This is a genomic window from Nocardia sp. NBC_01329 (assembly GCF_035956715.1).
Lineage (GTDB): Bacteria > Actinomycetota > Actinomycetes > Mycobacteriales > Mycobacteriaceae > Nocardia.
In genome coordinates this window covers 2,747,296-2,773,852 of record NZ_CP108381.1, presented here as the reverse complement: position 1 = coordinate 2,773,852, position 26,557 = coordinate 2,747,296, and the positions used below count along the sequence as shown (strand labels likewise).

Annotated in this window: 20 protein-coding genes; 13 read left to right on the top strand and 7 right to left on the bottom strand. The window is 67.2% G+C overall.

Annotated elements, in window-relative coordinates:
* Positions 1-87 precede the first annotated feature (87 nt).
* The 4 genes from OG405_RS12415 (at position 88) to katG (ending at position 4,943) form a co-directional block, all read left to right on the top strand.
* Positions 88-1,539 carry an MFS transporter gene (locus OG405_RS12415; protein WP_327151781.1) on the top strand — a complete coding sequence of 484 codons (1,452 nt, stop codon included), beginning with the start codon at positions 88-90 and terminating at the stop codon, positions 1,537-1,539.
* A gap of 266 nt (positions 1,540-1,805) precedes the next feature.
* Complete coding sequence (locus tag OG405_RS29195) at positions 1,806-2,168, top strand: cold shock domain-containing protein (RefSeq protein ID WP_442790703.1); 363 nt, start codon at positions 1,806-1,808, stop codon at positions 2,166-2,168.
* A gap of 103 nt (positions 2,169-2,271) precedes the next feature.
* On the top strand, positions 2,272-2,676 hold the full coding sequence (locus tag OG405_RS12405) for a Fur family transcriptional regulator (protein WP_327152316.1): 405 nt from the start codon (positions 2,272-2,274) through the stop codon (positions 2,674-2,676).
* A 35-nt stretch (positions 2,677-2,711) separates the two neighbouring features.
* Positions 2,712-4,943 (top strand): catalase/peroxidase HPI, encoded by a 2,232-nt coding sequence (gene katG / locus OG405_RS12400; RefSeq protein ID WP_327151780.1) that lies wholly within the window; start codon positions 2,712-2,714, stop codon positions 4,941-4,943.
* A gap of 241 nt (positions 4,944-5,184) precedes the next feature.
* Here katG and OG405_RS12395 read toward each other — a convergent pair whose 3' ends face one another.
* Together OG405_RS12395 and OG405_RS12390 are read right to left on the bottom strand one after the other, a co-directional pair.
* Positions 5,185-8,451, bottom strand: coding sequence for a protein kinase domain-containing protein (locus OG405_RS12395; RefSeq protein ID WP_327151779.1), 3,267 nt, complete (start codon positions 8,449-8,451; stop codon positions 5,185-5,187).
* 136 nt (positions 8,452-8,587) lie between these two features.
* Positions 8,588-9,001, bottom strand: a complete 414-nt coding sequence (locus OG405_RS12390; RefSeq protein WP_327151778.1) for a Zn-ribbon domain-containing OB-fold protein — start codon at positions 8,999-9,001, stop codon at positions 8,588-8,590.
* 260 nt (positions 9,002-9,261) lie between these two features.
* On the opposite strand from OG405_RS12390, the gene OG405_RS12385 reads away from it, so the two are divergent.
* The gene (locus OG405_RS12385; protein WP_327151777.1) at positions 9,262-9,489 is read left to right on the top strand and encodes a hypothetical protein; all 228 of its coding nucleotides are present in this window, start codon (positions 9,262-9,264) and stop codon (positions 9,487-9,489) included.
* 746 nt (positions 9,490-10,235) lie between these two features.
* On the opposite strand, the gene OG405_RS12380 is transcribed toward OG405_RS12385, so the two are convergent.
* A complete protein-coding gene (locus OG405_RS12380; protein ID WP_442790702.1) occupies positions 10,236-11,006 on the bottom strand; it encodes an IclR family transcriptional regulator in 771 nt (256 codons plus the stop codon).
* Between the two features lie 67 nt (positions 11,007-11,073).
* Between OG405_RS12380 and OG405_RS12375 the strand changes: the two genes are divergently transcribed.
* The 5 genes from OG405_RS12375 to OG405_RS12355 all read left to right on the top strand — a co-directional run bounded on the left by OG405_RS12375 (position 11,074) and on the right by OG405_RS12355 (position 16,462).
* Complete coding sequence (locus OG405_RS12375; RefSeq protein ID WP_327151776.1) at positions 11,074-12,129, top strand: 2-dehydro-3-deoxygalactonokinase; 1,056 nt, start codon at positions 11,074-11,076, stop codon at positions 12,127-12,129.
* Positions 12,117-12,740, top strand: a complete 624-nt coding sequence (locus OG405_RS12370; protein WP_327151775.1) for a 2-dehydro-3-deoxy-6-phosphogalactonate aldolase — start codon at positions 12,117-12,119, stop codon at positions 12,738-12,740. Before OG405_RS12375 ends, OG405_RS12370 begins: the two co-directional genes overlap by 13 nt.
* Positions 12,741-12,788: 48 nt before the next feature.
* A complete protein-coding gene (gene dgoD / locus OG405_RS12365; RefSeq protein ID WP_327151774.1) occupies positions 12,789-13,937 on the top strand; it encodes a galactonate dehydratase in 1,149 nt (382 codons plus the stop codon).
* Between the two features lies 1 nt (position 13,938).
* Positions 13,939-15,279 carry an MFS transporter gene (locus OG405_RS12360; protein ID WP_327151773.1) on the top strand — a complete coding sequence of 447 codons (1,341 nt, stop codon included), beginning with the start codon at positions 13,939-13,941 and terminating at the stop codon, positions 15,277-15,279.
* Positions 15,280-15,373: 94 nt separating this feature from the next.
* The gene (locus OG405_RS12355) at positions 15,374-16,462 is read left to right on the top strand and encodes a methyltransferase (RefSeq protein ID WP_327151772.1); all 1,089 of its coding nucleotides are present in this window, start codon (positions 15,374-15,376) and stop codon (positions 16,460-16,462) included.
* 25 nt (positions 16,463-16,487) lie between these two features.
* Here the strand turns inward: OG405_RS12355 and OG405_RS12350 are convergent, their stop codons facing one another.
* On the bottom strand, positions 16,488-16,997 hold the full coding sequence (locus tag OG405_RS12350; RefSeq protein WP_327151771.1) for a CGNR zinc finger domain-containing protein: 510 nt from the start codon (positions 16,995-16,997) through the stop codon (positions 16,488-16,490).
* A 26-nt stretch (positions 16,998-17,023) separates the two neighbouring features.
* Between OG405_RS12350 and OG405_RS12345 the strand changes: the two genes are divergently transcribed.
* The 3 genes from OG405_RS12345 (at position 17,024) to OG405_RS12335 (ending at position 18,883) form a co-directional block, all read left to right on the top strand.
* Positions 17,024-17,188: a hypothetical protein gene (locus OG405_RS12345; protein ID WP_327151770.1), complete on the top strand. Its 165-nt coding sequence runs from the start codon at positions 17,024-17,026 to the stop codon at positions 17,186-17,188.
* Between the two features lie 85 nt (positions 17,189-17,273).
* Entirely contained in the window at positions 17,274-17,918 is a 645-nt protein-coding gene (locus OG405_RS12340; protein ID WP_327151769.1) for an endonuclease, read from the top strand.
* Positions 17,919-18,142: 224 nt separating this feature from the next.
* A complete protein-coding gene (locus OG405_RS12335) occupies positions 18,143-18,883 on the top strand; it encodes an SCO6745 family protein (protein WP_327151768.1) in 741 nt (246 codons plus the stop codon).
* 355 nt (positions 18,884-19,238) lie between these two features.
* On the opposite strand, the gene OG405_RS12330 is transcribed toward OG405_RS12335, so the two are convergent.
* The 3 genes from OG405_RS12330 to OG405_RS12320 all read right to left on the bottom strand — a co-directional run bounded on the left by OG405_RS12330 (position 19,239) and on the right by OG405_RS12320 (position 26,168).
* Complete coding sequence (locus tag OG405_RS12330; RefSeq protein WP_327151767.1) at positions 19,239-19,868, bottom strand: glyoxalase; 630 nt, start codon at positions 19,866-19,868, stop codon at positions 19,239-19,241.
* Between the two features lie 99 nt (positions 19,869-19,967).
* Positions 19,968-20,480, bottom strand: coding sequence for an OsmC family protein (locus OG405_RS12325; protein ID WP_327151766.1), 513 nt, complete (start codon positions 20,478-20,480; stop codon positions 19,968-19,970).
* 219 nt (positions 20,481-20,699) lie between these two features.
* Positions 20,700-26,168 carry an ATP-binding protein gene (locus tag OG405_RS12320; RefSeq protein WP_327151765.1) on the bottom strand — a complete coding sequence of 1,823 codons (5,469 nt, stop codon included), beginning with the start codon at positions 26,166-26,168 and terminating at the stop codon, positions 20,700-20,702.
* Positions 26,169-26,557 lie beyond the last annotated feature (389 nt).

The following is a 26,557-nucleotide window of genomic DNA, read 5'->3' as shown; positions in this document are numbered from 1 at the left end:
AGGCGGGATCCGATCGGCGGGCGGGCTCCGCATCCGGACGCGTGTGTCGCCGAGTTCCGGCCCCTGCGGATCCGTATCTTCGGTGAGGTGAGTCCCATCGAGCTGCCCCGCCTCGGGTCGGCTGCCGGCCGCTGGATCGTGCTGGCCACCGTGCTCGGCTCCTCGGTGGCGTCCCTCGACGCCACCGTCGTCAATATCGCACTGCCCCGTATCGGCGCCGCATTGGATACCGATGTGGCGGGGCTGCAGTGGACGCTCAACGGCTACACCCTCACGCTCGCGTCGTTCATCCTCCTCGGCGGTTCTTTCGGTGACCGGTTCGGCAGGCGCAAAGTGTTCGTCGCCGGCGCCGTGGGATTCGCGGCCGCCTCGCTGCTGTGTGGTGCGGCGGTGAATATCGAGATGCTGGTGGCGGCGCGAGTGCTCCAGGGTGTGGCCGGTGCCATGCTGACCCCGGGCAGCCTCGCACTGATCTCCGCGTCCATCGACCACCGCGATCAAGGCGCGGCGATCGGGCTGTGGTCGGGGTTCAGCGGAGTAGCCGGTGCGCTCGGACCGTTCCTCGGTGGCTGGTTGATCGAGGTAGCGGGCTGGCGGTCCATCTTCTTCATCAATGTGCCGCTGGTGATCGTCGTCGTACTGGTCGCGCTGCGGCATGTGCCGGAGAGCCGAGATCCCGATGCCGCCGACCGTATCGACCTGCCGGGCGCGCTGGTGATCGCGGCCGCGCTCGGGGCGCTCACGCTCGGGCTGATCGATGAAGTGCCGTTGCTGGCGGGCGTGGGTGTGCTTCTGCTGGCAGTGTTCGTCCGGATCGAGGTGCGCAGCGATCATCCGCTGGTCCCGCCGTCACTGTTCGCCTCCCGGGTGTTCACCGTCGCCAACCTGGTCACCCTCGCGGTGTACGCCGCGCTCGGCGGCGTGTTCTTCCTGCTGGTACTGGAACTGCAACTGGTCGCCGGGTATTCACCGCTGCTCGCGGGGCTGGCCACCCTTCCGGTGACGCTGTTGATGCTGGCCCTCTCGGCCCCCTCCGGCCGGTGGGCACAGCGGCACGGCCCTCGGCTGCCCATGACATTCGGCCCGGTCCTCGCCGCGGCCGGGCTGATGCTGCTGCTGCGGGTCGGACCCGGCGCGTCCTATCCGGTCGATGTACTGCCCGGCGTGGTCGTCTTCGGTCTCGGTTTATCGGTACTGGTCGCCCCACTCACCGGGGCGGTGCTCGGCGCGGTATCGCCGAGCGAAGCGGGAATCGCCTCCGGCGTCAACAATGCGGTCGCCCGGACAGCGCAACTACTCGCGGTGGCGGCGCTACCAGGGCTGGCCGGAATCTCCGGTGCACTCGACGACCCGGCGGTATTCGACTCCGGTTTCACCGTCGCCATGTGGATCTGTGCGGGCCTGCTGCTGACCGGCGCGCTACTGGCGGCGGTGTTGTTGCGGCCGTCGCGGCGGGTGCCCGAGCCGGACCGGGTGGACTGCCTGCCGCAATGCGGTGTCGGCGGGCCCGCGGTCGCTCCTTCGCGCGCCCTGCGGTGATAGTCGCCAGGGGAATTCATGTCCGCGGAGGAATGATCCGGTCGATCCAGGGTAGACCGGCGTTATGCATTCGACCCGCCCCCTTGTGCCGGCCCCGGTGATTCGCTGGAATTGGATGTCCAGCGCCACCTGGTAGCCGGGCGGGTGGTGTCGTATCAGGTCGTTCACGGTCGCCCGGTGACTATCGGTCGAATCGCCGTGCCGAACTCCGTCGCCCGTTCCGGGCTCCGATCTTCCGCCGATTCACAGTCCGACAGACTCACGATTTGGAGAAGTACCTGCTCATGGGCACTATCGAAGTACCGACAGTATCGGCAGTATCGGCAGTATCGGCAAGGGTCACGTCGGTCGCGGCGCCGGTATCCTCGCCGCTCGACGGCGGGCCCGTTACGGATCGTCCGGTCACCACCGGTGTAGCGGCGCGCGGGCGCGGCCGGGTGATCTGGTACGACGCCCAGAAAGGTTTCGGCTATATCGAACCCGAGGACGATATAGCACCGGTCTTCGTGGACTATCGCGCTATCGAAGCCGACGGTTACCGGGTGCTGTTCGCCGACCAGAGCGTCGAATTCTCGACGGTCAGGCGCGCCGGTGGCGCGGAAGCCGTCGCAGTGCGACCCTGCCTCTGAATGCTGTGATGAGCGCCGCCGGGCGGCGCACTGCTGAATGCTTGACTCATTCCAGAAAAGAGACGAGACTTTCGTTGTGCATGCGGCCGTGGATTTCCAGCAGATGCTGCGGGGAGTTCCGCTGCGCGTGACAGCCCCGCGCGTGGCGGTGCTCAGCGCGGTGCACGACCACCCGCATGCCGACACCGATTCGATCATCCGCGCCGTGCGGTCGCGCCTGTCGGCGGTCTCGCACCAGGCGGTGTACGACTCGTTGCACACGCTCACCGCGGCCGGACTGATCCGTTGTATCCAACCCTCCGGCCTGGTGGCCCGTTACGAGTCGCGGGTCGGTGACAATCACCATCACGTCGTTTGCCGGAACTGCGGCTCCATCGCCGATGTCGACTGCGCCGTCGGTGAGGCCCCGTGTTCGACAGCCTCCGACGACCACGGCTATTCGATCGACGAAGCCGAGGTCATCTATTGGGGCCTGTGCCCCGAATGCGCGGCAGCGCAGCGCACCTGATCGCAGCTCCGACCACTTATTCAGGAAGGAAAGCCGTGACCTCCGATAGTCGTCCACCCGCTCCTGACACCGGAACTCGCAGCGCCAGCGAGAGCGAGAACCCGGCGATCCCGTCGCCGACTCCCCGTACCGATCACCGGCCGCGCACCAATTCCGACTGGTGGCCGGAGCAGATCGATGTATCGGTGCTGCGTGCACATTCGTCCAAAGCCAATCCGCTGGGGGACGATTTCGATTACGCCGCGGAGTTCGCGAAACTCGATGTCGAGGCGCTGAAGGCCGATGTCGCGGCGGTACTGACCGATTCGCAGGACTGGTGGCCCGCCGATTACGGAAACTACGGTGGCCTGTTCATCCGGATGAGCTGGCACGCGGCCGGCACCTACCGCATCGCCGACGGCCGCGGCGGCGGCGGTCAGGGCGCGCAGCGCTTCGCGCCGCTCAACAGCTGGCCCGACAACGCCAACCTCGACAAGGCGCGGCGGCTACTGTGGCCGGTCAAGCAGAAGTACGGGAACAGTATCTCCTGGGCCGATCTGCTGGTGTTCGCCGGCAATGTCGCGCTCGACTCCATGGGGTTCCAGACGTTCGGCTTCGGTTTCGGGCGGCCCGATATCTGGGAACCGGAAGAGGTCTACTGGGGTCCCGAGGACACCTGGCTCGGCGACGAGCGTTACAGCGGTGAGCGGGATCTGGCGAACCCGCTGGCCAATGTCCAGATGGGTCTCATCTATGTGAATCCCGAAGGGCCCAACGGCCGACCCGATCCGGTCGCCGCCGCCCGCGATATCCGGGAAACGTTCGGCCGGATGGCCATGAACGACGAGGAGACCGCCGCGCTGATCGTCGGTGGCCACAGCTTCGGTAAGACCCACGGTGCCGGTGATGCCGACCTGGTGGCCGCCGAGCCCGAGGCCGCCCCGATCGAACAGCAGGGCCTGGGCTGGAAGAGCAGCTACGGCACCGGCAAGGGCAAGGACGCGATCACCAGCGGTCTGGAGGTCGTCTGGACCGCTACGCCGACCCAGTGGAGCAACGGTTTCCTGCAGAATCTGTACGGCTACGAATGGGAGCTCACCAAGAGCCCGGCGGGTGCTCACCAGTGGAAGCCGAAGGACGGCGCGGGCGAGGGCACCATCCCGGATCCGTTCGACGGGCCCGCGCGTACACCCACCATGCTGACCACGGATCTGGCGTTGCGAGAAGATCCGATCTACCGGGAGATCACCAGCCGCTGGCTGGAACATCCAGAGGAACTGTCCGAGGCGTTCGCCAAGGCGTGGTACAAACTGCTGCACCGCGATATGGGACCGCTCAGCCGCTACCTCGGCCCGTGGGTTCCCGAACCGCAGCTGTGGCAGGACCCGGTTCCGGCGGTCGACCACGAACTGATCGGCGAACAGGACATCGCGGATCTCAAACGCAAGGTTCTCGAATCCGGTCTGTCGGTACCACAATTGGTGAAGACCGCCTGGTCCTCGGCGGCGAGCTTCCGCAGCACCGATAAGCGCGGTGGCGCCAACGGCGCCAGGATCCGGCTCGAACCCCAGAAGAACTGGGAGGTCAACGAACCGTCCGAGCTGGCGAAGGTGCTGCCCGTCCTCGAACAGATCCAGCGGGATTTCAACGGTTCGGCTTCGGGTGGGAAGAAGATCTCGTTGGCCGATGTGATCGTCCTCGCCGGGTCGGCGGCGGTCGAGAAGGCAGCCGGTGACGCGGGTCACGATGTCACCGTGCCGTTCCGGCCCGGTCGCACCGACGCGACCCAGGAGAACACCGACGTGGAATCTTTCGCGGTGCTCGAACCGCGTGCCGATGGGTTCCGCAATTATGTGCGGCCCGGTGAGAAGGCTCCGCTCGAGCGGTTGCTGCTGGAGCGGGCTTACCTGCTCGATGTCACGCCTCCGGAACTGGCCGTGCTGGTCGGCGGCCTGCGAGCACTCGGCGCGAATCACGGTGGTACGAAACACGGTGTCCTCACCGACCGGCCGGGCGTTCTGACGACCGACTTCTTCGTCAACCTGCTCGATCAGAACACCGAGTGGAAGGCCTCGGAGTCGGCGGAAAACGTCTACGAGGGCAGTGATCGGCGGACCGGTGCGACCAAGTGGACGGCCACCGCCAACGACCTGGTATTCGGTTCGCATTCGGTACTGCGGGCCGTGGCCGAGGTCTATGCCCAGCGAGATGCCGGTGCCAGGTTCGTCGACGATTTCGTCGCCGCGTGGGTCAAGGTCGCCGACAACGATCGGTACGACCTGGCCTGATCGGTGCAGCCGATACTCCGGGCCGTCCCACGGGCGGCCCGGAGTGGTCCGCGAACATCCGGGCGGAACACCGGGGCGGTGATCTCGGTTGCCCACCCTGGGCGGCAACGAGATCGTGATCGATCTGCACGGGCACATATAGGTCCGATCCCGGGGGTGTCTGGTATCCGTGCCGGTGAACCGCGGGCCCGGTACAGGCCTGTGATCATGTCGTACACCGGATACGCGGGCAGAAGCGATTTCAGCGCTGCGAATTCTCGACGACCCAGGCCGCGATCTGGGTGCGCGAGGTGAACCCGAGCTTGGTCAGGATGTTCTCCACATGGCCCTGGGAGGTGCGCTGGGAGATCACCAGTTTGGTCGCGATCTGTTTGTTGCTGAGCCCGCGCGCGACAAGATCCGCCACCTGACGCTCACGTTTGGTCAGTTTCAGCGCCCGGTCGGCGGCTACGCCGGACGCTCCGTCGGCCGATTCCCCTAGTGCGTAGGCGACAGCGGCGTCCATGCCCATGGTGCGGCCCCGCTGGTGAGCGGCCTCGTACCGCCGCTCACCCAGAGCCGCCCGGGCGTCGCGTTCGGATTCGTCGTGGAAGCCCGCCATATTGTGGAAGACGGTCATCACCCGGGCGCCGGCCGGCCAGAGCCCCTGCGCGGCACCCATGAGAACCGCGGCGCGTTCGGCGTCCGCGCGCATATCGACAATCCAGGCCAGGCTCTCGAGGCAGAACATATTGATCACCGTGCTGTTCAGCCCGCTGTTGACCCGCAATGCCTCCTCCATCAGCTGCCGCGCCCGCGTGCGGTCGCCGTCCCGCCAGGCCGCGACCGCCACGCCCCGCAGGGCCGCCGCGCGGTGCAGGACTTCGCGGCGGGGCTCGGTGATCGCGAGCACCTCGCGGTAGTACTCACTGGCCCGGTCGGTATCGCCGCTCAGTTCATGCGCCCAGCCGAGCAACGTGAGCGCGCTCAGCCGCAGCTGACCCGCCGGGGCCGGTCCGGTGAGATCCACCACGCGTTCGAAATGGGCTGGTGCGGTACCGGATTCGCCACGTGACAGGACGAGAAGCCCTTCGAGATAGGCGATCTGGGCCCGGCTCGCCGGCACCGCATCCGGTCCGGCGAGGTCGCGCGCTTCGGCCAGCGCGGTGGCCGAAGCGGAGAATTCGCCGTGCGTCGCGGCCAATTTCCCGGCCGCACAGAGCGCTTCGATCCGGTGCGGCACCGAATGCCATCCGGGTCGGGCGAGCACGCGCTCCAGCCACGACCTCCCCTCGCCGTACAGGCCCCGGAAATTCCAGAATTCGTAGAGCCCGGCAGCGGTCCGTACACCGGCGTCGGCGGCGGTCTCGGTGTCCTCGGTCAAGCAGTATTCGAGCGCGTCGCGCAGGTTGGGCTGTTCGCGGGCGAGGCGGGCGATCCACGCCGCCTGTTCCTCGCCGATCCAGCCGACCGCCGCGTCCGCGCACAGCCGCTCGTACCATTCGTGGTGCCGTCGGCGCAGCTCCCCGGCTCGGCCGGCCGCCCGTAACGCCTGGCGGCCGTAGTCCCGCAGTGTCTCCAGCATCCGGAAACGCACGACGGTGCCGGATTCCTCGCGGATCAGAATGGACTTGTCCACCAGCGACGACAGTACGTCCAGCACACTGTGCGGGCCGGGATCGACAACGCAGACCCCCTCGGCCGCGTCGAGCTCGCAGCTCCCGGCGAACACCGAGAGCTGGGCCCACAGCTGCTGTTCTGCCGGACTGCACAGGTCGTAGCTCCAATCCATGCACAGGCGCAGTGTCCGCTGGCGCGTCGGGGCGGTGCGGCTGGACCGGGTCAGCACCGGATTGCGGATATCGAGCCGCTCCAGGATCTGCTGCGGTGTCATGGTCCGCAGACGCGCGGCGGCCAGTTCGATGGCCAGCGGCAACCCGTCCAGCCGGGCACAGATCTGGGCCACTGCCCCCTTGTTGTCCTCGTCGAGCTCGAATCCCGGTACCGCCGCGGCCGCGCGCTCGGCGAACAGGGTCACCGCGTCGAATCGGGGCAACCCGAGCAAGGTGGGTTCTCGGCTCGGGTCGGGAACAGCCAGCGGTGCGACCCGGAGCGCCGTCTCTCCGGCAATATTCAGCGGTTCGCGGCTGGTGGCCAGGATGCGTAATCCTCGGCACCCCTGCAACAGGACCTCATCCAGTTCGGCGACGGCGTCGACCAGTTGCTCACAGTTGTCCAGCACCAGCAAGGTCTCGCGCGGACACAGATGCTCCACCAGCACATCGATCAGCGGCCGGCCCGTTTCATCGCGTACCCCGACTGCCTCGGCCACCACGTCGACGAGGATCGTGCGCTCGGAAACATCGGTGAGGTCGGCCAGCCACACCCCATCCGCGAAATCCCGAGTCACCTGTGCGGCGACCCGAAGCGCCAGCCGCGTCTTTCCCACACCCCCGGTACCGGTCAAGGTCACCAGGCGGGAAGTCGCCAGCAAGTTCTTCACCTCGGCCACCTCGGTGCGCCGGTTCACCATGCTCGTGAGTTCCAACGGAAGATTTCCCGTATCGCCGGGCCGGATAGGTTTGCGCTGCGCCGGTATCCGGGGCTTGTCCTCGCGTTCTTCGCGGGCGGCGCGTTCCTGTAGCGCTATGCCGTCCACCGGGTACCCGTGCCGCTCCTGCATCTGCCCGATGATCTCCGCGAGAGTGGCCGCCGACGGTCGCTCACGGCTGTCCCGGTTCATCGCCGACTCCACCAGATCGCTGATATCGGCGGCCACTCCACTTTCGCGCAGGTCCGGCAACGGCTGGGTGGTGATCCGCAAGAACTGGGTCACCATCTTCTCGCCGCTGCGCCGCTCGAAGGCCGCGTGGCCGGTGAGTGCGCAGAACATGGTGGCCCCCAGCCCATAGATATCGGCGCCGGGAGTCGGGGGTTCGCCCTCGAGCACTTCGGGCGCGGTGAACGCCGGTGACCCGGTCGCAGTGCCGGCCGCGGTCCGGAAACCGCCCGCGATATGCGCGATCCCGAAATCGGTCAGCGCGGGTTCGCCGTAATCGGTGAGCAGGATATTGCCCGGTTTCACATCCCGGTGCACTACTCCGAGCCGGTGTGCGCTCTCCAGCGCCCCCGCGATCTTCGCGCCGATCTGCAGTACATCCTCGGCGGAGAGTGGGCCGTGGTGCCGGATCCAGGCGTCGAGCGAGCCCAGCGGATAGAACGGGGTCACCAGATAGGGCCGCCCCCGGGCAGTGATGCCCTCCTCCAGGACGGTGACGATATTCGGATGCCCGGTCAACCGGCCCATCGCGCGTTGTTCCCGCGCGAAGCGGGCCCGATTGTCCTCATCGGATTCGGCGGTGAGCAGCTTCACCGCGACCGTCCGGTCCAGCGGTTCCTGGGTGCACCGGTAGACCACCCCGAAACCGCCTCGGCCGACCTCTGCCGCGTTCTCGAAACCTGCGGCGTCGAGTTCGGTCGCGACGGTCATCATCGACTCGCGGCGTGTACGTACCGGGTCGCCGCTCATCGGGCGAAGTCGACCCATCTGATAAGGCTGTGAGAACCGGGTGACATGCGCATCCCTCTCGCCACCTCAACTGTATCGCCGGGATACTCCGGCGGCGAGATGGACCGGGAGCGGGTGCGCCGACCCGGCCGGGCGGTCACTCTGCGGCGAGGGCCTGCCCGGCATTGATCACGAAAACCGGGAAGCGGCCCCCGCGCGGGGGAGCCTGGAATCGCACCCGGACGGGCCGGCACCCCGACCGCGGCGGCTCCCCGTCGATCGTCGTGTACACCCACGGGCCCTCGTCGAGTTCTACGATCGCGATCATCGATTCCACCGCGTCGGCGTCGGGGTCCGGCGCCCACGTCACCGTCCGCCAGCACACGATGGACCCGCTGCCGGCCGCGGGGACCTGTTCGAAATCGTCGCCCCGGCATGCCGAGCATCGGGTGACCGGCGGGGCGAAGAGCCTGCTACAGCTCCCGCACCGACGGATCATCAGCGCCCCCTCGGTGCACTCCGCGTACATATCGCTGGAGATTCGGATGTCTTCGGGATTCCACTCGCGCATTACTGCCCTCGATGTGATGGTGCGGACTGGTTCGATTCCAGGGTTCTGCACTGGCCGCCCGGGCGCGCCGGTCGAACGGCCCGGGATATACCTGCTTTCGAAGGATGCCTGGTCGGGGCGGTATCGATCCGGCGATCGACCGGCCGACGGGAGTGACCTGGGTCATAGACGCGATGTCGGGGGAGTGCCGCGTATCGGCGGAGGGGCTGCACGCGTGAAGCGCCCGGGCAGGCAGGGCGGGTGGCTACCCGGCCGATGCGTTGCCCTTCGTCCTCGGGTTCGTCGCCGCCGGTACGCTCACCCATCCCGGCCCGGATTGTGTGGCGCCCGAATATCGTGCCGGGGAATTCATCTACGAGGAGGCCGGTGCTCGCAATACTCATATCGGACGCAATCTCGGTACCGAGCCGGTGATCTTCTACGTGATCTATGTGCCGTCGGCGGGCGATCCGTTGTTCCGGGACGCCCTCGATCCCGGCTGTACATGATCGAATTCGGTAGCCGGTCCGTGTGATATCGCGAATCGAATTATATCGACGTTCGACGATGTAATTCTCTATCGGCCGTCCGGTGGAATCGCTGTCCCGTCGCCGGATTCGGCGTTGCGGGAGGCAAGGAACGACAACAGCCCGCCGGGCGCAGTCCGGCGGGCTGTTGTCACAGGATTCCCTGTTCATGCGGTGTGCACGTTATTCGGCAGAGAAGCTGGTCAAGTCGGCGAAGCCGCTGAAGATGCTGCCGAAAGCGCTCAGAATATCGCCTAGGCTACCGAGATCAACCGAACCCATGGTAAAGCTCCTGTCCATATCCGTTGCTTCGACGATGCCGTTTGCGTCGCCGCACACCTTGGTACCGGTGTTATTCGAACGTTATCGGTATCGAGGGTTAAATCAAATTGAACTGTGACCTATCCTACATTATTCGACGGGGTAGGTAACGAATTACATCGATGTGGGTCTCGGTGGGTTCAAGATCATTGATTTCGGGGAAGGTCGGAATAATTCATATTTCGAACAAGGCTCGCGAACAAATGCATTTCGCACAGGTGATAACCGCATGCCTTGCGGCGCTTTTCTTTCCGGCACCGGGCATCACTCGGCTGCGGGGTCGTACTGCCTTCCAGAAGACGCGAGATGCTCGATGCGATCCCGGACAATCCGGGTCGCGCTGATGATCGCGGCCTCCGAGGCCGGCCTGTGGGTGCTGCTCGGTGCGAGCGGGTATCGCGGCAGCGTCAGACCGTCTGGTAGCCGAGCGACGACGAGATCCGTCCCGCAGCCCGGCGTACCACCGGGACCAGGCCGCGCATCCGCTCGTGCGGCATGTACGGGGTGGTCGCCGAGACGCTGACCGCCCCCACGATGGTGCGCGAGGCGTCGCGGATCGGCGCGGCGACACATCGGATGCCGGGTTCGTTGTCCTCCAGGTCCATGGCCGCCCCAGCCCGGGCGTAGGCCTGCATCCGGTTGAGAAAGTCCTCCAGGTCGCCGGGTCGGGCTCCGGCCGGGCTCCGGGCGTCGTCAGCGGCGTGCTGGTCGGCCCAGCGGTCGGCGGCGTCGAGCAGTAACGCCTTGCCGACGCCCGCGCGGGTCAATGGCATCCGGTACCCGATCCGTGAGCGCATCTCCGCACCCCGCGAGCCGGGGAGTTTATCCAGGTAGAGCACCGAACCGCCGTCCTCGACGGCCAAGTGGACCGTATCGAGGACGGTGGCCGACAGTTCCTCGAGTACGGGGCGAGCGACCAGTGGTAACGGATTGCCGTGCAGCGCCTTGAAGCCGAGTTCGATCAGCGCCGGTCCGAGGGTGTAGCCCCGGTTGTCGTGGCGCAGGAATCCCTGTGTCACCAGCAATTGTGCGAGACGGTGAGTGCTGCTGCGGCCCAGGCCGGTGTGTTCGACGATCTCGCGTAACCCGTGCGCGCCGTCGCCGACCGCGCGGATTACCGCGAGGCCGCGAGCGAGGGTCTGAGTGCCGGGCGGGATGGTCTGCGAAGGATCGGTCACCGGGCCAGAGTCCCATAAATAGGGACCATATTGGAAATAACGGGACCCGCTGTTCATAGTGACCGTCATGACTCCGGACCGACCAGGGCTCTCGACGCCGCGCCTCATCGGGCTCGACTGGGGTACGACCGCCATGCGTTGCTGGCTGCTCGGTGACAACGGCCGGATCTTGGATGCCCGGCGGCTCGCCGGTGGATTGCTCGATATGGCCACCGGAATCGACGCCGCCGATCCCGCGGCGCGGGCGCGCGCCTACGAAGCGACCTTCCTGGACGTCTGCGGCCCCTGGCTGCGCGCCGTACCGGGGCTCCCGGCACTGGCCTGCGGCATGGTGGGTAGTGCGCAGGGCTGGCGTGAAGCCGGTTACCTCGACGTTCCGGCGCGTCTGGACATCACCGGACCCGACCTGACCCGGGTCCCGCTGGCCGGTGGCACCGTACATCTCGTCCCCGGGCTGCGGGTCCCGTCCGATCCGTGCCACGATATCGCCGGAGACGTTCTGCGGGGCGAGGAAACCCAGGTCATCGGTGCGCTCGAATCCCTCGACCGGCCCGATGCCGAGCACGTCCTGGTGCTGCCGGGCACCCACACCAAGTGGATCCGGATCGCCGACCGCAAGGTACTGTCCTTCACCACGGCCATGACCGGTGAGCTGTACGCACTCGTCACCCAGCACGGCCTGCTGAGTCATACCGGGATGACCCCGCGTCGCGACGACGCCGCTTTCGCCCGCGGCCTGACGGCCGGATTCTCGGCCCGGGATATCGGTCTGGCCGCCACTCTGTTCGGTGCGCGGGCGCTGGTTCTCGACGGCCTGCTCGAACCGGCCGCGCTGGCGGATTACCTATCCGGTGTCGTGATCGCCGACGAGGCGCGACATCTGTTACCGCGGCACGCCGGCACGCAGCGAATCACCCTGTGCGGCAACGGTGATCTGTGCCGTCGATACGCCGCTGCCCTGCGGATGCGCGGGGTGGGTACGGAGGTGGTCGGCGAAGACGCCGCCGCGGCGGGGCTGTGGTCGGTCGCGGTCGCGGCCGGGCTGGTCGGGGTGGATGGGAACACGTGCTGGCCGGACAGCGGGAAACGAACACCAGCGAGGAGAGATTCATGGTCGGCGTAGCGGAGGCGCCCCGGTCCGGGCTGATCGCCATTCTGCGCGGTATCACCCCGGACGAAGTCGTCGCTGTGGGTTCGGCACTGGTCGAGGAGGGATTCCACGCGATCGAAGTGCCCTTGAACTCGCCGGACCCGTATCGGTCCATCGAATTGCTGGCGTCCGCCTTCGGAAGAGTCTGCCCGGTCGGCGCAGGTACCGTCCTGTATCCGGCGGACGTGGAGCGGGCCTGTTCGGCGGGCGCTCAGATCATCGTTTCGCCGAATACCGACGTCGAGGTGATCACGGCGACCCGGGCACTCGGTATGCGTTCGTACCCCGGCGTTGCCACCCCGACCGAGGCATTCGGCGCCGTTCGGGCCGGGGCCCGCAGCCTCAAACTCTTCCCATCCGGCATCCTGGGCATATCCGGGATGCGGGCGCTCGATGCCGTCCTGCCCGGTGATGTGGAACTGATCCCGGTCGGTGGCGTGGACAGGTCCAACCTCGCTGATTGGCGCGCGGCCGGCGCCGGTGGAGCCGGTATCGGCACCAGCGTGTACCGGCCGGGCGACACCATCGGCGAGGTACGCGTCAAGGCCCGCCGACTGTCCGATATCTGGGCGTCCACCCCGTAGCACCCGCTCGTCACCGGACAACGCTGTCCGCTGTACAGGAGGAAATCAATGAAGATCGCGTCGATCGAGACGTTCGCGCTGCCGCCGCGCTGGCTGTTCGTGCGTATCGAAACCGATGACGGCGTCGTCGGCTGGGGCGAACCCGTGCTGGAGGGGCGCGCCGCGTCTGTCGCCGCGACGGTCGAGGAGCTGTCGGACTATCTGATCGGGCAGGATCCGGGCCGGATCGAGGATCTGTGGACGGTGCTCTACCGGGGCGGCTTCTATCGCGGCGGTGGTATCCATATGAGCGCCTTGGCGGGCATCGATCAGGCGTTGTGGGATATCAAGGGCAAGGCCCTCGGTGTCCCTGTACACGAATTGCTCGGTGGCCGGGTGCGTGATCGCATCAAGGTCTACTCCTGGATCGGCGGTGACCGACCGGATGAGACGGCGAAGGCCGCCCGGGACGCGGTCGATCGGGGCTTCACCGCCGTGAAGATGAACGGCACCGAGGAACTGCAGTACCTCGATGCCTGGGACAAAATCGACCGTTGCGTGGCGAATGTCGCCGCGGTTCGCGCCGCCGTCGGGCCGAATATCGGTATCGGGGTCGACTTCCACGGCCGGGTGCACAAGCCGATGATGAAAGTGCTGCTGCGCGAACTGGAACCGTACCGGCTGATGTTCGTCGAGGAGCCGGTGCTGTCCGAACATGTCGACAGTGTGGTGGATGTGTTGCGACAGTCGCCGATTCCGATCGCATTGGGGGAGCGGTTGTTCTCTCGCTGGGATTTCAAATCGGTGATCGCCTCGGGCGCGGTCGATGTCATCCAGCCCGACCCGTCGCACTGTGGCGGTATCACCGAAGCGCGCAAGATCGCACATATGGCCGAGGCCTACGATGTGGCGCTCGCACTGCACTGTCCGCTCGGGCCGGTCGCGCTGGCATCGTGTCTGCAGATCGACGCGGGTTGTTACAACGCGACGATCCAGGAGCAGAGCCTGGGGATCCACTACAACACCACCAACGAGTTGCTCGACTACCTGGTGGATCCGGCGGTGTTCACCTACGCCGAAGGGCAGGTGCAGATCCCGAGGGGACCCGGTCTCGGAATCGAGATCAACGAGGAATACGTGACGGAACGGGCCGCTGTCGGGCACAGGTGGCGAAACCCGATCTGGCGTCACAGTGACGGATCGTTCGCGGAGTGGTGACATGAAAACAGTGCTCGAAAAACGCCCCGCCGTTCCCGGTACGCTGACCGCGAAGGCCAGTAAGGCACGCATCCTCATCGCTGTCATGCTGTTCCTGACCGTGGTCATCAACTACATGGACCGCGCGAACCTCTCCATCGCGGTGCCCGCCATCGCCGATGAGATGGATCTGTCCTCGGCGCAGCAGGGCCTACTGCTGTCGGCGTTCGGCTGGACCTATGCGGCGCTACAGATTCCGGGTGGCTGGTTCGTCGACCGCGTGCCGCCCCGGGTGCTCTATCCCGCCTGCCTGCTGTTGTGGTCGCTGGCGACCGTATTCATGGGCGTCATCGGCGGTTTCGTCGCGCTCATCGCACTCCGGTTGCTGGTCGGCGTATTCGAGGCTCCGGCCTATCCGATCAACAACCGCGTCGCGACGGCCTGGTTCCCGGAACGCGAACGCGCCTCGGTCATCGGGTTCTACACCTCGGGGCAGTTCATCGGCCTCGCTCTGCTGACTCCGGTGCTGTCCTGGCTGCAATCGGTGCTGAGCTGGCACTGGGTGTTCATCTTCACCGGTGGTGTCGGAGTGGTGTGGGCTCTCGTCTGGTACCTCGTCTATCGCGAGCCGCGCGAATCGCGGGCCAACGAGGCGGAGATCGCGCATATCCGTGAGGGCGGCGGTCTGGTCGATCTGACCGCTGCGCGACGCGAGCGCACCCGGGTGACCTGGAGTGATGTCGCCACTGTGCTGGGGCGACGGAAACTGTGGGGCGTGTACCTGGGGCAGTTCTGCCTCACCTCCACGCTGTGGTTCTTCCTCACCTGGTTCCCGACCTATCTGGTGAAATACCGCGATATGGACTACCTCGAGTCCGGCTTCCTCGCCTCGCTGCCGTTCATCGCGGCGGTGATCGGTGTGCTCTTCTCCGGCGTCTTCTCCGATTTCCTGCTGCGCCGCGGCGTTTCACTCGGTATCGCCCGCAAGGGGCCGATCATCGCGGGTCTGCTGCTGAGCACGACGCTGATCGGAGCGAACTTCACCGATTCGACCGCACTGGTGATCGTGTTCCTCTCCGTAGCGTTCTTCGGCAACGGTTTGGCCTCCATCACCTGGTCGCTGGTGTCGGCGCTGGCCCCGGAACGGCTTATCGGCATGACCGGTGGAATGTTCAATTTCATCGGCAATCTCTCCGGTATCGCCACCCCGATCGTGATCGGTTTCCTGGTCACCGATGCGAGTTTCGCGCCCGCGTTCGTCTATATGACCGTCGTGACGGTTCTGGGCATCGCCTCGTACGTGTTGCTGGTCGGGCGGGTCGAGCGGGTCCGGGAATCGCGAATTACCCAGTCGGCGGAGTAGCGGTCGGGCCGACACGGTCGCCGCATTTGTCCGGGACCGTCCGCGGGAGGTCGTAGTCTCAGCGGATACAACCGGTCCACGATATGGAGTCGCGATGATCTCCGATCGAAGGAAGATACCGCCGCGGGCCGTCGTTCGCGCGGTGGAGCGAGTCCGCGACGGGCTGGCCGGGATGCATCGGCGGTTGGTGCCCGGCCATTTCGCATTGCTCGAGCTGGTCGTCGCGGGGTGGCTTTCCCAGGCGATCCACGCGGCCGCTGCCCTGGATATCGCGGGCGCTCTGGCCGACGGGCCTCGCGAGGGCACCGATCTCGCCCGAGCGGTCGGCGCGGATCCCGATGCCCTGCACAGGCTGCTGCGGCTGCTGATCGCCCACGGTATCTTCGCCCGGCGCCGCGACGGTCGCTACACGCTCACCCCGATGGCTCGGGCACTACGGCGCGACGCGCCCGTGCCGCTGCGGGACGCGGTGCTGTTCTACGGCTGCGCGGTCCACCGCGACCACTGGACCCATCTGGTGGACGCGGTTCGCGCCGGGGCGCCGGCCGTTCCCGCACGGGCGTTCTTCGACCTCGTTCGCACCGACCGCGAACTCGGCGAGATGTTCCACCGCGCGATGTCCGATATCGAAGGGCTCGGGCAGGCCGCGGTTCTCACCGCTCACGATTTCACCCCCTACCGGTCGATCGTCGATATCGGCGGAGGTCGCGGGGCGCTGCTGTCCGAGATACTGCGCCGCGTGCCGGACTGCACGGGGATCCTGTTCGATCTGCCCGAGGTGGCGGCCGACGCCCCGGGGTGGCTGTCGGAGCCGGGGACCGCCGGGCGGTGCACGGCCGTCGGGGGCTCGTTCTTCGACACCGTTCCCGCCGGCGCGGACGCCTACCTGCTCAAACATGTCCTGCACGACTGGCCGGCCGAACAGGCCGCGCAGATCTTGCGCACGATACGCGCGGCGATGCCATCGACAGCCCGGCTGCTGGTGATCGAACTCGTTCTCCCGGAACAGGATCGCCCGCACCCGGGCAACTTCATCGATCTCGAGATGCTGGTGAACACCGGTGGACGGGAGCGAACCGAATCCGAATACCGTGCCCTGCTATCCGATTCGGGGTTCACCCTGCTCTCCTGTACGCCCACGATGTCGCCGGAGAACGTGCTCGAGGCCGTGCCCACACCGTGACGACTATGGTTCCGCGGTGGTGCGATCACACAGCACCGCGTGCCGTCCTGGCTCGGTGCCTGGCCACATTCACCCGATTGGCGCACCGCTCGGAGCAGAAGCGACGCCGTCCGTTACGAGAGGTATCGACGAAGACGAGTGGGCAGTCCGCCCGCCGGCACTGCCCGATCCGGCCGGGCGCCGCACAGAAGAGCTCGGCGAGCCCGGCGGCCGTATAAGCCTTGACTCGTTCGTCGATCGGCGCGTCCTCGGCGGCATAGTGTAGGTGCGGTGCGCGACCGCCGTGGGTAGATATGTAGGGGCGGCTCGTGGTCTCGGCCAGGAGCGCATTGATCGGCTCGACGCCGGGCTCGCGGAACGTGGCCTCGAGCCGGGTGGTCCAGCGGCGCAGTTCGGCCGTCTGCCGCGGGTTGATCGTGTCGATCGGTTCGTATCCGGCGTCGGTGAGCAGTGCGGTCAGATCCTGGTCCGGGACCGCGTTGACCAGCCGGGCCGCGAGTTCGGCTGCCAGTCCGCCGTAAGGGTTGAAATGCACAGAACCATTACAGCAGACTTCGGGGCATGACCATCACCTGTTCCGCGTGCTCCTGGCTCGACCCCGTTCTGATCTCCGAGCACGGGGCGGTCCGCTACTGGCGCTGTGTCTGCGGACAGTGGCTGGTGAGCGAGGCGGATGCGGTAACGGCGTCGCCCGGCGGTAGCGATCTCGCAGCGGTCCGCGGCTGAATGCCCGGCGCGTTGTCTGCACGGCGGGCCGGAGGTGTGAACCAGGCCGGGAAAGGGTACGCGCGGGAGCAGGAGAGGAGGATCGATGAGCCATCGAGATGTTGTGCGCGCACTGCTCGAACGGGCGGGCACCACCTACGCTGCCGAAGCCGGAATAACACTCGACGACAAACCGGCCCCGCTGTTCCAGCTTCTGATGCTGACCGATCTGCTCAGCGCCCGGATCTCCGCCGATATCGCAATCGCCGCGACGGCAGAGTTGATGGACAGTGGCTACCGCACCGCGCGGAAGGTCGCGGACGCCGACTGGCAGGAACTGGTCGACGCGCTCGGCCGCGGGCACTACCGCCGCTACGACGAGAGCGCGGCGTCCCAGCTGGGGGCCGCTGCCACCACCACGCTCGATAGATACAACGGTGACCTGCGTGAACTCGCCGAAGAAGCCGACCATGACCCAGGGCGGGCCGCCGAGCTGATTCAGCAGTTCAAAGGTATCGGTCCGACAGGCGGCGATATCTTCCTGCGCGAGGTGCAGGACGTGTGGACCTGGGTGCGTCCCTATTTCGACGAACGCGCGCTGCGCGGTGCGGACAAAGTGGGCCTGCCCGCCGACCGGAGAGAACTCGCCCGCCTGGCGCCCCGGGACAGAGCCGCTGAATTCGCCGCGGCCCTGGTCCGGATCGGCATCGACGACGACGCTGCCGACGAAGTGCGTTCAGCGGCTCACTGACCATGTGCGGTGCGGGCGCTTTCCCGACCGGCGGAGATCGGCGAACTGGCCGATCGCGCGCGACGCTTGCGTACGCCGTGCCGTGCGGATGCGAAGTCCCGAACATCGCCCCGGGGAGGGTTCGCGTCGCCGTACATTCGGCCGGGCGTCGTTCGACGACGGTTCCATACGGCGTAAGAAGCGGATACGGTGGATCGGATATCGGGACGGCGGAAGGAACGAAGATGTCGGTGGGCGCCACGGTGAACGCGCATATCCAGCAACTCGGCGGTGGGTTCATGTTCTCCCGGGAAGCGCGGCAATACGCGGCCGAAACGGGCGTGGACGAGTTCTTCGGACCGTACACCCGTGGGCGCGGCGGCGTCCTGGGTGATGTGGACGCCGGTGTGGTCACTGCGGCGTTCGGCTTCTTCCCGGAGAATTCGATACGCACGGCGTGGGAATCCGTGCCGATGCCCGCCGTCGAAGCCGCTCATCGGTACGCGCTTGCCTGTCAGGACTTCGGCAGGCGGAAACTGAGGTCTCTCGAGGAAGCTTCGCGCCTCGCCGAATTGCTGGAAGTCGTGGTCGCCGCGGCGGATCCCGCCGGGCTCCCTTTGTTCGCGGGCTGGCGAGCCGTTCCGCTGCCCGGTGACGCTCCCGGCCGCGTCTCACAACTCACCCACGTGCTGCGCGAACTCCGCGGCGGACTCCATCTCATCGCGGTGCGGGCCGCAGGCATCACCCCGCTGCAGGCGGTCCTGATCTCCGGCTCCCCGCTCAACGATGGCCCAGGCCAGGCCCGCTGGTACGGCTGGCCCGAACCCTTCGAGGAGATCACCGACGATATCCGCGGGGCCTGGGAGCGCGCGGAATCGATCACCGACGACCTCATCGCCCCCGCCTTCGGTGCCCTCGGCGAACGTGCGGGCGCCGAGCTGGTCCGGCTCGTCGCCGCCGCGCATTCGGCGACCTTCGCGCGCTGAAATCGGCTCCGCCGACCGGCGGTCGGTAGCCCGCAGTCCCGGTCACCGGACAGTCGACGGGCCCGAATGCGGCCCTCGGTGCGCCACTTCCGGGCGACGGTACGTGCGGGAGCGCAGTCGAAGGCCGACACGTGGCGGAGGCAGCCCGGCGTGCCGAGTGCGGCGGTCGCCGACTGTGCCGGGCAGCGAAAACCGAAGGTGCCCAGAGGTGTAGTTCTGCTGATCACCGGTTCCGGTCGTGTTCTTCGTCCGGCAGCGTCCGGCACATGTAGCCCCGGCCGACTGACCCCCACTGTCGGACACTTTGCCCTGCTCGGATCTCCCGGCTTGTTCGCGGCGTCGACCGCTTCCGCCATCAGTTCGCCGTGGGTTCCCAGGAGAACCCGTCGGGATCGGTGAACGGACCTGCGTCGCTGCCGATGACGATGCGGTGCGAACCGCTGCCTTCGGGGGCGATGCCGGCGTCCTTCGCGGCGGCGCGGCGCCCGTAGAGTGCGAGCCCCACGGTTGAGTCGGGGGTCGCGAATTCGACATACTTACTGCCGAAGCTCTTCGCCACGGTCAGGCCGTGTTCTACATAGAACTGCTTGCTCGCCTTGACGTTGTCCACGCCGAGCAGCAGAACGACCTGGTCGATCTCGCGGGTGACCGGACCGGTGTTCTTCTTGTTGGAGGTGGTGACCTTCCAGATCGCTCCGTCCGGTGCCGTGACAACGGCGCCGTAACCCCAGAAGCTCTTCTCGGCCGGTTTCGATATCGTGAAGCCGACGTCGAGCGCGGTGGCGACGAGACTGTCGACGGTGCTCGGCTGGGACACCACGAGGGAAACGACGAAGCCGCGGAAGCCGCTCGTGGGTTCCTGGTTCGCGCGGAAACTCAACTGGTCACCCAGGCCGAAAGCGGCGGCGTAGGTGGTCCGGGCCGCCTCGGGGTCGGATACCTCGAGGCGGACGGTGAGGGCGGTGGTGGATGTCGTCGTCTTCATACCGGCAACGCTAATTCCGGGCCGGTGCGTGGTGCTTCTCGATTCCTGATCGGTTTCGGTGGAGTTCGGGCTCGGCCGACCACGTCGGCCGCGAGCGCCTCAGGTCGTCTCCAGGACGGTGTGCACCGGTGTCGCTCCGGTGGTCAGGTCCAGCACGGGGCAGTGAGCATCGACCGCGGCCTGGAGTTCGGCATAGCGGTCGGTGGTCTCAGGTCCGGAGATGCGCACCCGGACCCGCACAGCCTGGAACCCGGCACGCACTCCGTCGTCGAGGCCGAAGAAACCACGGACGTCCAGATCGCCTTCGGCTTCGACGGAAAGTTCGTCGACCACGACGCCCAGACGCTGCGCCCAGAACCGATAGGTGACGATCTGGCAGGAGATCAGCGCGCCGAGGTAGACCTCGACCGGGTTGGCGGCGGTATCGTCGCCGCCGAGAGCCGGTGGCTCGTCCACCCGGATATGGTGCGCTCTCGCAGTGATCGTGCTGCCCACCGCGCCCTGTGGGGTGCCCGCGGCACGGAACACCGCGGTGGCATTCGCGGGGTCCTGCCGTACCGCCTTCGCGGTGGCATCGGTGATGTCGTTGAGTGCTGTGGTCCCGGTCGTCATGGCCGCGACGCTAGGTCCGTGCAGCGGACCCGTCGAGGATTGTGCTCGCGCTGAAGCCAATCGGCACTGCGACGCAGGCCACCATCCGGCGACGCGGCGTCGCATATCCGCACTCTGCCACCGCTCGGTGGTCCGGTCGCTGGTGGCGCGGATCCCCGGGCGCCCGTGCGATGACGGGCGCCCGGATCTCAGCTGGATCTCATCGAGGTCGGCTATCGATCAGACCGACAGCCGTGCCTCGATGGCCTCGACGATGCGCGGACGCAGTTCGGCGGCGCGGATGACCGCGTCGACCGAACCGACCTCGACAGCGCGGTGGATATTGTGTACGCGGTCGAACTCCGCGGCGACCTCACCGAGCTTCTCGGTGCGGACCGAGGACCGGAGCTCGTCGAGTTCCGCGGTGAGGGTCGCGCGATCGGTGCCGGAGGCGTTGGCGGCGCGCGCCTCAAGGTCGCGGACCCGCGGATCGGCCGCGGTGCGTTTGTCGACCTCACCGGCGAACACCACCGCGGCGGCGGGCGCGCCACCGAGAACCGAGGCGAACGAGCCCTCCAGCGCGAGCACGGTCATATTCGGGTTCAGCGTCTTGGAGAACACCACGAACGCGCCACCGTGGTACCGCGAGATCACGGTGAACACGATGGGGCCCTGGAAGTTCACGATCGCGCGACCGATCTCGGCGCCGTACTCCAACTGGAGTTTGCGCATCGACTCCGGCGAACCGTCGAAGCCCGAAAGGTTCGCCAGCACCACCAGCGGCCGGTTACCGCTGGCCGCGTTGATCGCCCGTGCGGCCTTCTTCGACGACCGCGGGAACAAGGTGCCCGCCGTGTAGGTGTCCGGGCCGTCGGTGGCCGGGAAACCGCGCCGCGGCACGCCCTGCGACTCGATACCCAGCAGGCATACCGGGATTCCGCCCAGATGCACATCCTGGACCACCGAGGTCTCGGCGTCGGCCATCCCGGCCCACCGTTCCAGGACCTCGTGATCCTGGTCGGCCACGGCCCGCATGACCGTGCGGATATCGAACGGCTTCTTGCGGTCCGGGTTGGCGGTGGCGGAGAAGATCTCGCCGACCGTGGTGAAATCGCTGTCCGCCATGATGTGCGGGTAGTCGGAGATATCGCGATCCACCGGGTCGGTCGTCTGCGCCCGGCGCGGCCCCTGCTCACCGGGAACGACATAGGTGTGGTCGTAGTGCGACATCAGCACGGCCCGGGCGGCGTGCAGGTTCGGCGCCCAGTACTGCGCCTGCCCGTTGGGGCCCATCACCCGGTCGTAGCCGCCGATACCGAAGTTGTCCTCGGCCGATACACCGCCGGAGAAGTCCAGCGCCTGCTTACCGGTGAGCACCATGGCCGAATCGGGGGTCATGACCAGGATGCCCTTGGTGTGCATGAGCATCGTGGCTTCGGCGTTCCAGTAGGGCTGGGCGCCGACATTGATACCCGCGACCACGATATTGATCTCGCCGCCGTCCTGGGTGAATTCGACGATGCGCTTGAGCGCCGCCGCCACCCAGTCCATGTTCTCGGTGCCGGAGGTCATCGAGATCCGGGCACCGGAGGACAGCGCGTACCACTCCAGCGGAACCTGCAGCTTCTCGGCGAGATCCAGGGCGGCGATCACCCGGCGGCACTCCGGTTCCGACAGCGCGCCCAGCGATTTCGTCGGGTCACCGAGCAGAACCACCCGGGTGACACCTTCGGGATGCCGTTCGGTCAGGGTGGTGACCACCCCGGCGACCATGGCCGCGGTGTTGCGGCCCTTGGGCCGGTCGACCGGTACCAGTGTGTGATCGGCATCGAGGTCGTATTCGGCGAATTCGCCGAGCAGACCGGTCAACTCGTAGGGGTACACCGTGTTGCGGCTGCTGGCCCGCAGCACTTTCTGCCGGTAGGCATCCAGCGGCTCGACCGGATCGTCGGACCGTTCGCCCACGATCACCTCGGCGCCGCCGGTGGCATCGAAGGTGATCCGCAGCGCCAGCTTGACCAGATCACCGGTCCGGGCGTCACGTTGACGCGCGATCAGCAGGATCTCTTCCAGCCCCGCGCCCGCGGTCGTGGGCCGCACCCGTTCGACGATGGTCTCCAGCTCGGCGCGGGTGATATCGATCGGCGGCCAGACGTACATCACGATGCGGTTGGTTTGCAGCCGCTTGGAGGACGGGCGTCCGGCCTGGGCGCGGCGGATCGAATCGAGGCAGGTGGCGATGGTGCTCTCGGCCGTCGGCAGAGTCACCAGGCGACCGTCGTGGTCGCGCAAGGCGGTCAGGTCCCGGACCTGGGCGAACGCGACGAGTCGCTCATCGGCCGGATTCTCCTTGGCGACACACCGGAACAGGTACACCTCCTCGTTGTCCGAGGACGGCAGCTGGGTGAGGTCGAATTTGTGGAGCCGCTTCATCTGCATCCGCTGCGCGATGTAGGGGTGCAGGCCGCGGATGAGACGTTCCTCGTCGAGACCGGTGGAGGAGGGCCGGAAGGTGAAGTGGTGGTGCATGACCGCGTTGGCGCTGCCCGCGACGGTGGCGGTGATCCGGTGCACCTGGTTGGAGACCGGATGCGCGTTGAGCACCTCCTGCAGCCCTGCCGCCATGGCGTCGAAGTCCTCGGGCTGATTCTCCCAGGACACGTAGATATCGGCCTCGATGGACGCGGAACCGGTCGACAGTTCGGCCAGTCCGCCCACCAGGTGAGGCAGGGAGTCGAAGCTCACGGCGGCCGATACGAGGCTCACGCCCTTGCGTTCGGCGACGACGAAGGTGTAGTCGCCGGCTTTCCGGGTGCGGACATCGGTGAGGTCCTTGTTGCCGTAGTAGCGGCGGGTCAGTACCTCGAGCATGACGGTGTTGTCCGCGGAGCCACGCGAAAGTCGCTGGCCCAGCAGACGCACGAGTGGTTCGGTGGCACTCACCATTTCGGCGATGCGGTCGATCCGGTCGGCGGAATCCGGATGTGCGTCGAGATAGCTGAGGTGTTTGCGCGCGTCGGTGTAGGCGCGAGCCCGGTTGCGGCGCAGCACCGGCTGGCCGTACCAGGCGAACACCAGGCCGCGAGTGAGGTCCGCGATCACCGGGAACCGCACCTGGGTGGCGGCGACGAGGCGCTCCAGCGCGAGACCGACGGGTTCACGCAGCACCCGGTCCGGAACCGGCTCGTTCAACCATTCGCGCAGCAGCGCCGAGATGACCTCGACGACATCGGCGGGTCGCTGCTGCGCCAGGAAGATCCGGAAAACCGCGGCCTCGAGGTCAGGAGTGCGTTCCAGATCGGTGACGCCGTAGTGACCGAGTGCCTGGGCGAGCTTCGCACGGTAGGACTCCGGCAGCCCCGCCCGCTCGACGTCGAGGCTCTGCAGGTAGGTGTGGAAGTACTCGCGGGCACTGTGGACATGGCCCGGAGTGGGATCGTCGTCCGACGACCGATTGTGGCTCAGTTCGGCCAGGTCGGCGAAGACCTGCACCAGTTCGAGTTCTTCGGCCAGTGGCCGGCGGCTGTCGGCGACAGCGGCGCGGCGGGCCGTGAGGTAGTCGTCGAGCACCCGGCGGTCGTCGTGCGGGTCGACATCGAAGCCCAGTAGCAGGCTGCGCAGATCCTGCTGGCCGCGGTTCAACCGCTGGTGCGACTGCGGCCGGTCGGGTTCCGCGGGCAGTTCCAGCTCGACCGATGCGGTCTCGGTGGCGGCCTCGGCCTCGTCGCCTTCCTCGGCGAGCGGCTCCAGCCGCAGCAGCGGTGCGCCGGTTTCCACCTGGGTGCCTACCGAGACAGCGCATTCCTTGAGCCGGGCTCGGAACGGTGCGCGTAGCACCGTTTCCATCTTCATGCTCTCCAGCACCAGCACCGGCGCGCCGGCCTCGACCTCGGCGCCGACCTCGAGCGGGGTGGCCACTACCAGCGCGGGAGCGGGGGAACGGACCACGCCGCCCTCGTCCCGGCTGATCCGGTGCGTCACACCGTCGACGTCGACGAGGTGCACGGGTCCGTGGGTGCCGGTGATCAGGCGGTATCGGACGCCGTTGACCACGAGCTGGCCGGTGTGCTGGTCGAAGCGTTCGAGATCGACGTCGGCGGTGCGGATATCGGCACCGGCTTCGATCCCGACCCGGAAACGGTGCGCGCCGATCCGGGCGACCCGCACCCGGTAGCTCGCGCCGCGCAGTTTGAGGTCGAGCGGGCGTCCGCTGTCGTGCTGCACCTGGGGACGGCCACCGGAGGCGGTGGACAGCAGCCGGTGTTGCTCGACCCGCTCTTCCTCCTCGTAGGCGTCGATACCGGCGGCGGCCAGCGCGATGGCGGAATGCCGGTGGGAGATGAGGCGGCCCTCACCGCGTACCCGGTCGATCCAGCCGGTGTCGGCGCTGCCGTCGATCACCTCGGGCTGATCCAGCAGGTCGAGGACGAAGCTCTTGTTGGTCACACCGCCCTCGATGATCACCCGGGTCGCGGTGACCGCGCGGCGCAACCGGCCCAGCGCCTCGTCGCGGTCGCGGCCGTAGGCGATGATCTTGGCGATCATCGAATCGAAATCGGCGGGAATGGTGTCGCCCTCGCTGACACCGGTATCCACCCGGATGCCCGGTCCGGCCGGCAGGTCCAGATGCGCGATCCGGCCGGGAGACGGTGCGAAATCGCGGTCGGGGTCCTCGGCATTGAGCCGGGCTTCGATCGCGTGCCCGCGTTCGGCCGGGGGTTCGCCCTCGAGTCGGCCGCCCGAAGCCACGTGCAGCTGGGCGCGCACCAGGTCGAAACCGGTGGTGATCTCGGTGATCGGATGCTCGACCTGGAGCCGGGTGTTGACCTCCAGGAAGGCGAACAGTTCGTCGCCGGGGTGGTACAGGAATTCGACGGTCGCCGCGCCGCGGTAACCGACCGCGACCGCCAGCCGTTCGGCCGAGGCCTTGAGTTCGGCCGCCTGATCGGGCCGCAGGACCGGCGATGCCGATTCCTCGATGACCTTCTGGTTGCGCCGCTGCACCGAGCAGTCGCGCACACCCAGCGCCCAGGCGGTGCCCTGACCGTCCGCGATCACCTGGACCTCGACGTGGCGGGCGCCGGTGACCAGCCGCTCCAGGAAGACGATGCCGCTACCGAAGGCGCGCGCCGCCTCCTGGCTGGTGCGCTCGTAGGCGTCGACGAGTTCGGCCTCGTTGTTGATCACCCGGATACCGCGGCCGCCGCCGCCCGCGGTCGCCTTCAGCATCAGCGGGTAGCCGATCTCGGTCGCGGCGGCCACCGCGGCATCCATGGTTTCGACCGCGCCGCGACTCCACGGTGCGACCGGTACGCCCACGTCTTCGGCGATCAGCTTCGCGCCGATCTTGTCGCCGAGTTTGCGCATGGCGTCGGGGCTGGGCCCGATGAAGGTGACGCCGATCTGCTCGCACAGTTCCGCGAAGGCGGGATCCTCGGCCACGAAACCCCAGCCGACCCAGGCGGCGTCGGCGCCGGTGGACACCAGCGCGCGTTCGAGGGCCTTCAGGTCCAGATACGGGCGGGCCGAGGCCGGGCCGAGGTCGTAGGCGATATCGGCTTCGCGGACGAAGGTCGCGGTCCGGTCGACATCGGTGTGCAACGCGATGGTCTGGATCGGCTGACCGGTTTCGGCAGCCAGGTCCCGGACAGCGTGGACAAGGCGCATCGCCGCCTCTCCCCGGTTCACGATGGCGATACGACTGAACACTATCCCTGGCTCCTTCGTCGGTTGGGCACTGTCACGGGTGAGCCGTTTTCGGCTCGGCTCTGCGTAGTGTGCACCCGCGAGACCACTATGTGCACAGCGTGCGGGTGCTACTCGCCCGTATTTTCGGTGGGCGGGACCATCGGCCGGGTCGGAAGCGACCGATGGATCCGGAGAACACTTACCCGAAAGAGATGTCGCAATCCACCGACACGGCGCTACAGTCGCTGATCCATCGTTTGATCCATCGCCTGATCGAACGCCGGCGGGCGGGGAGCGACCCGGTCCGACGTGCGGCGTCAGTGCAGAAGGGTGCCCGGCTGCCGGCGGCTTCGCGGACCGCAGCGGCGAGTGTGTTCTCGTCGTCGTCGATCCGAAAACGGAGATGCCGA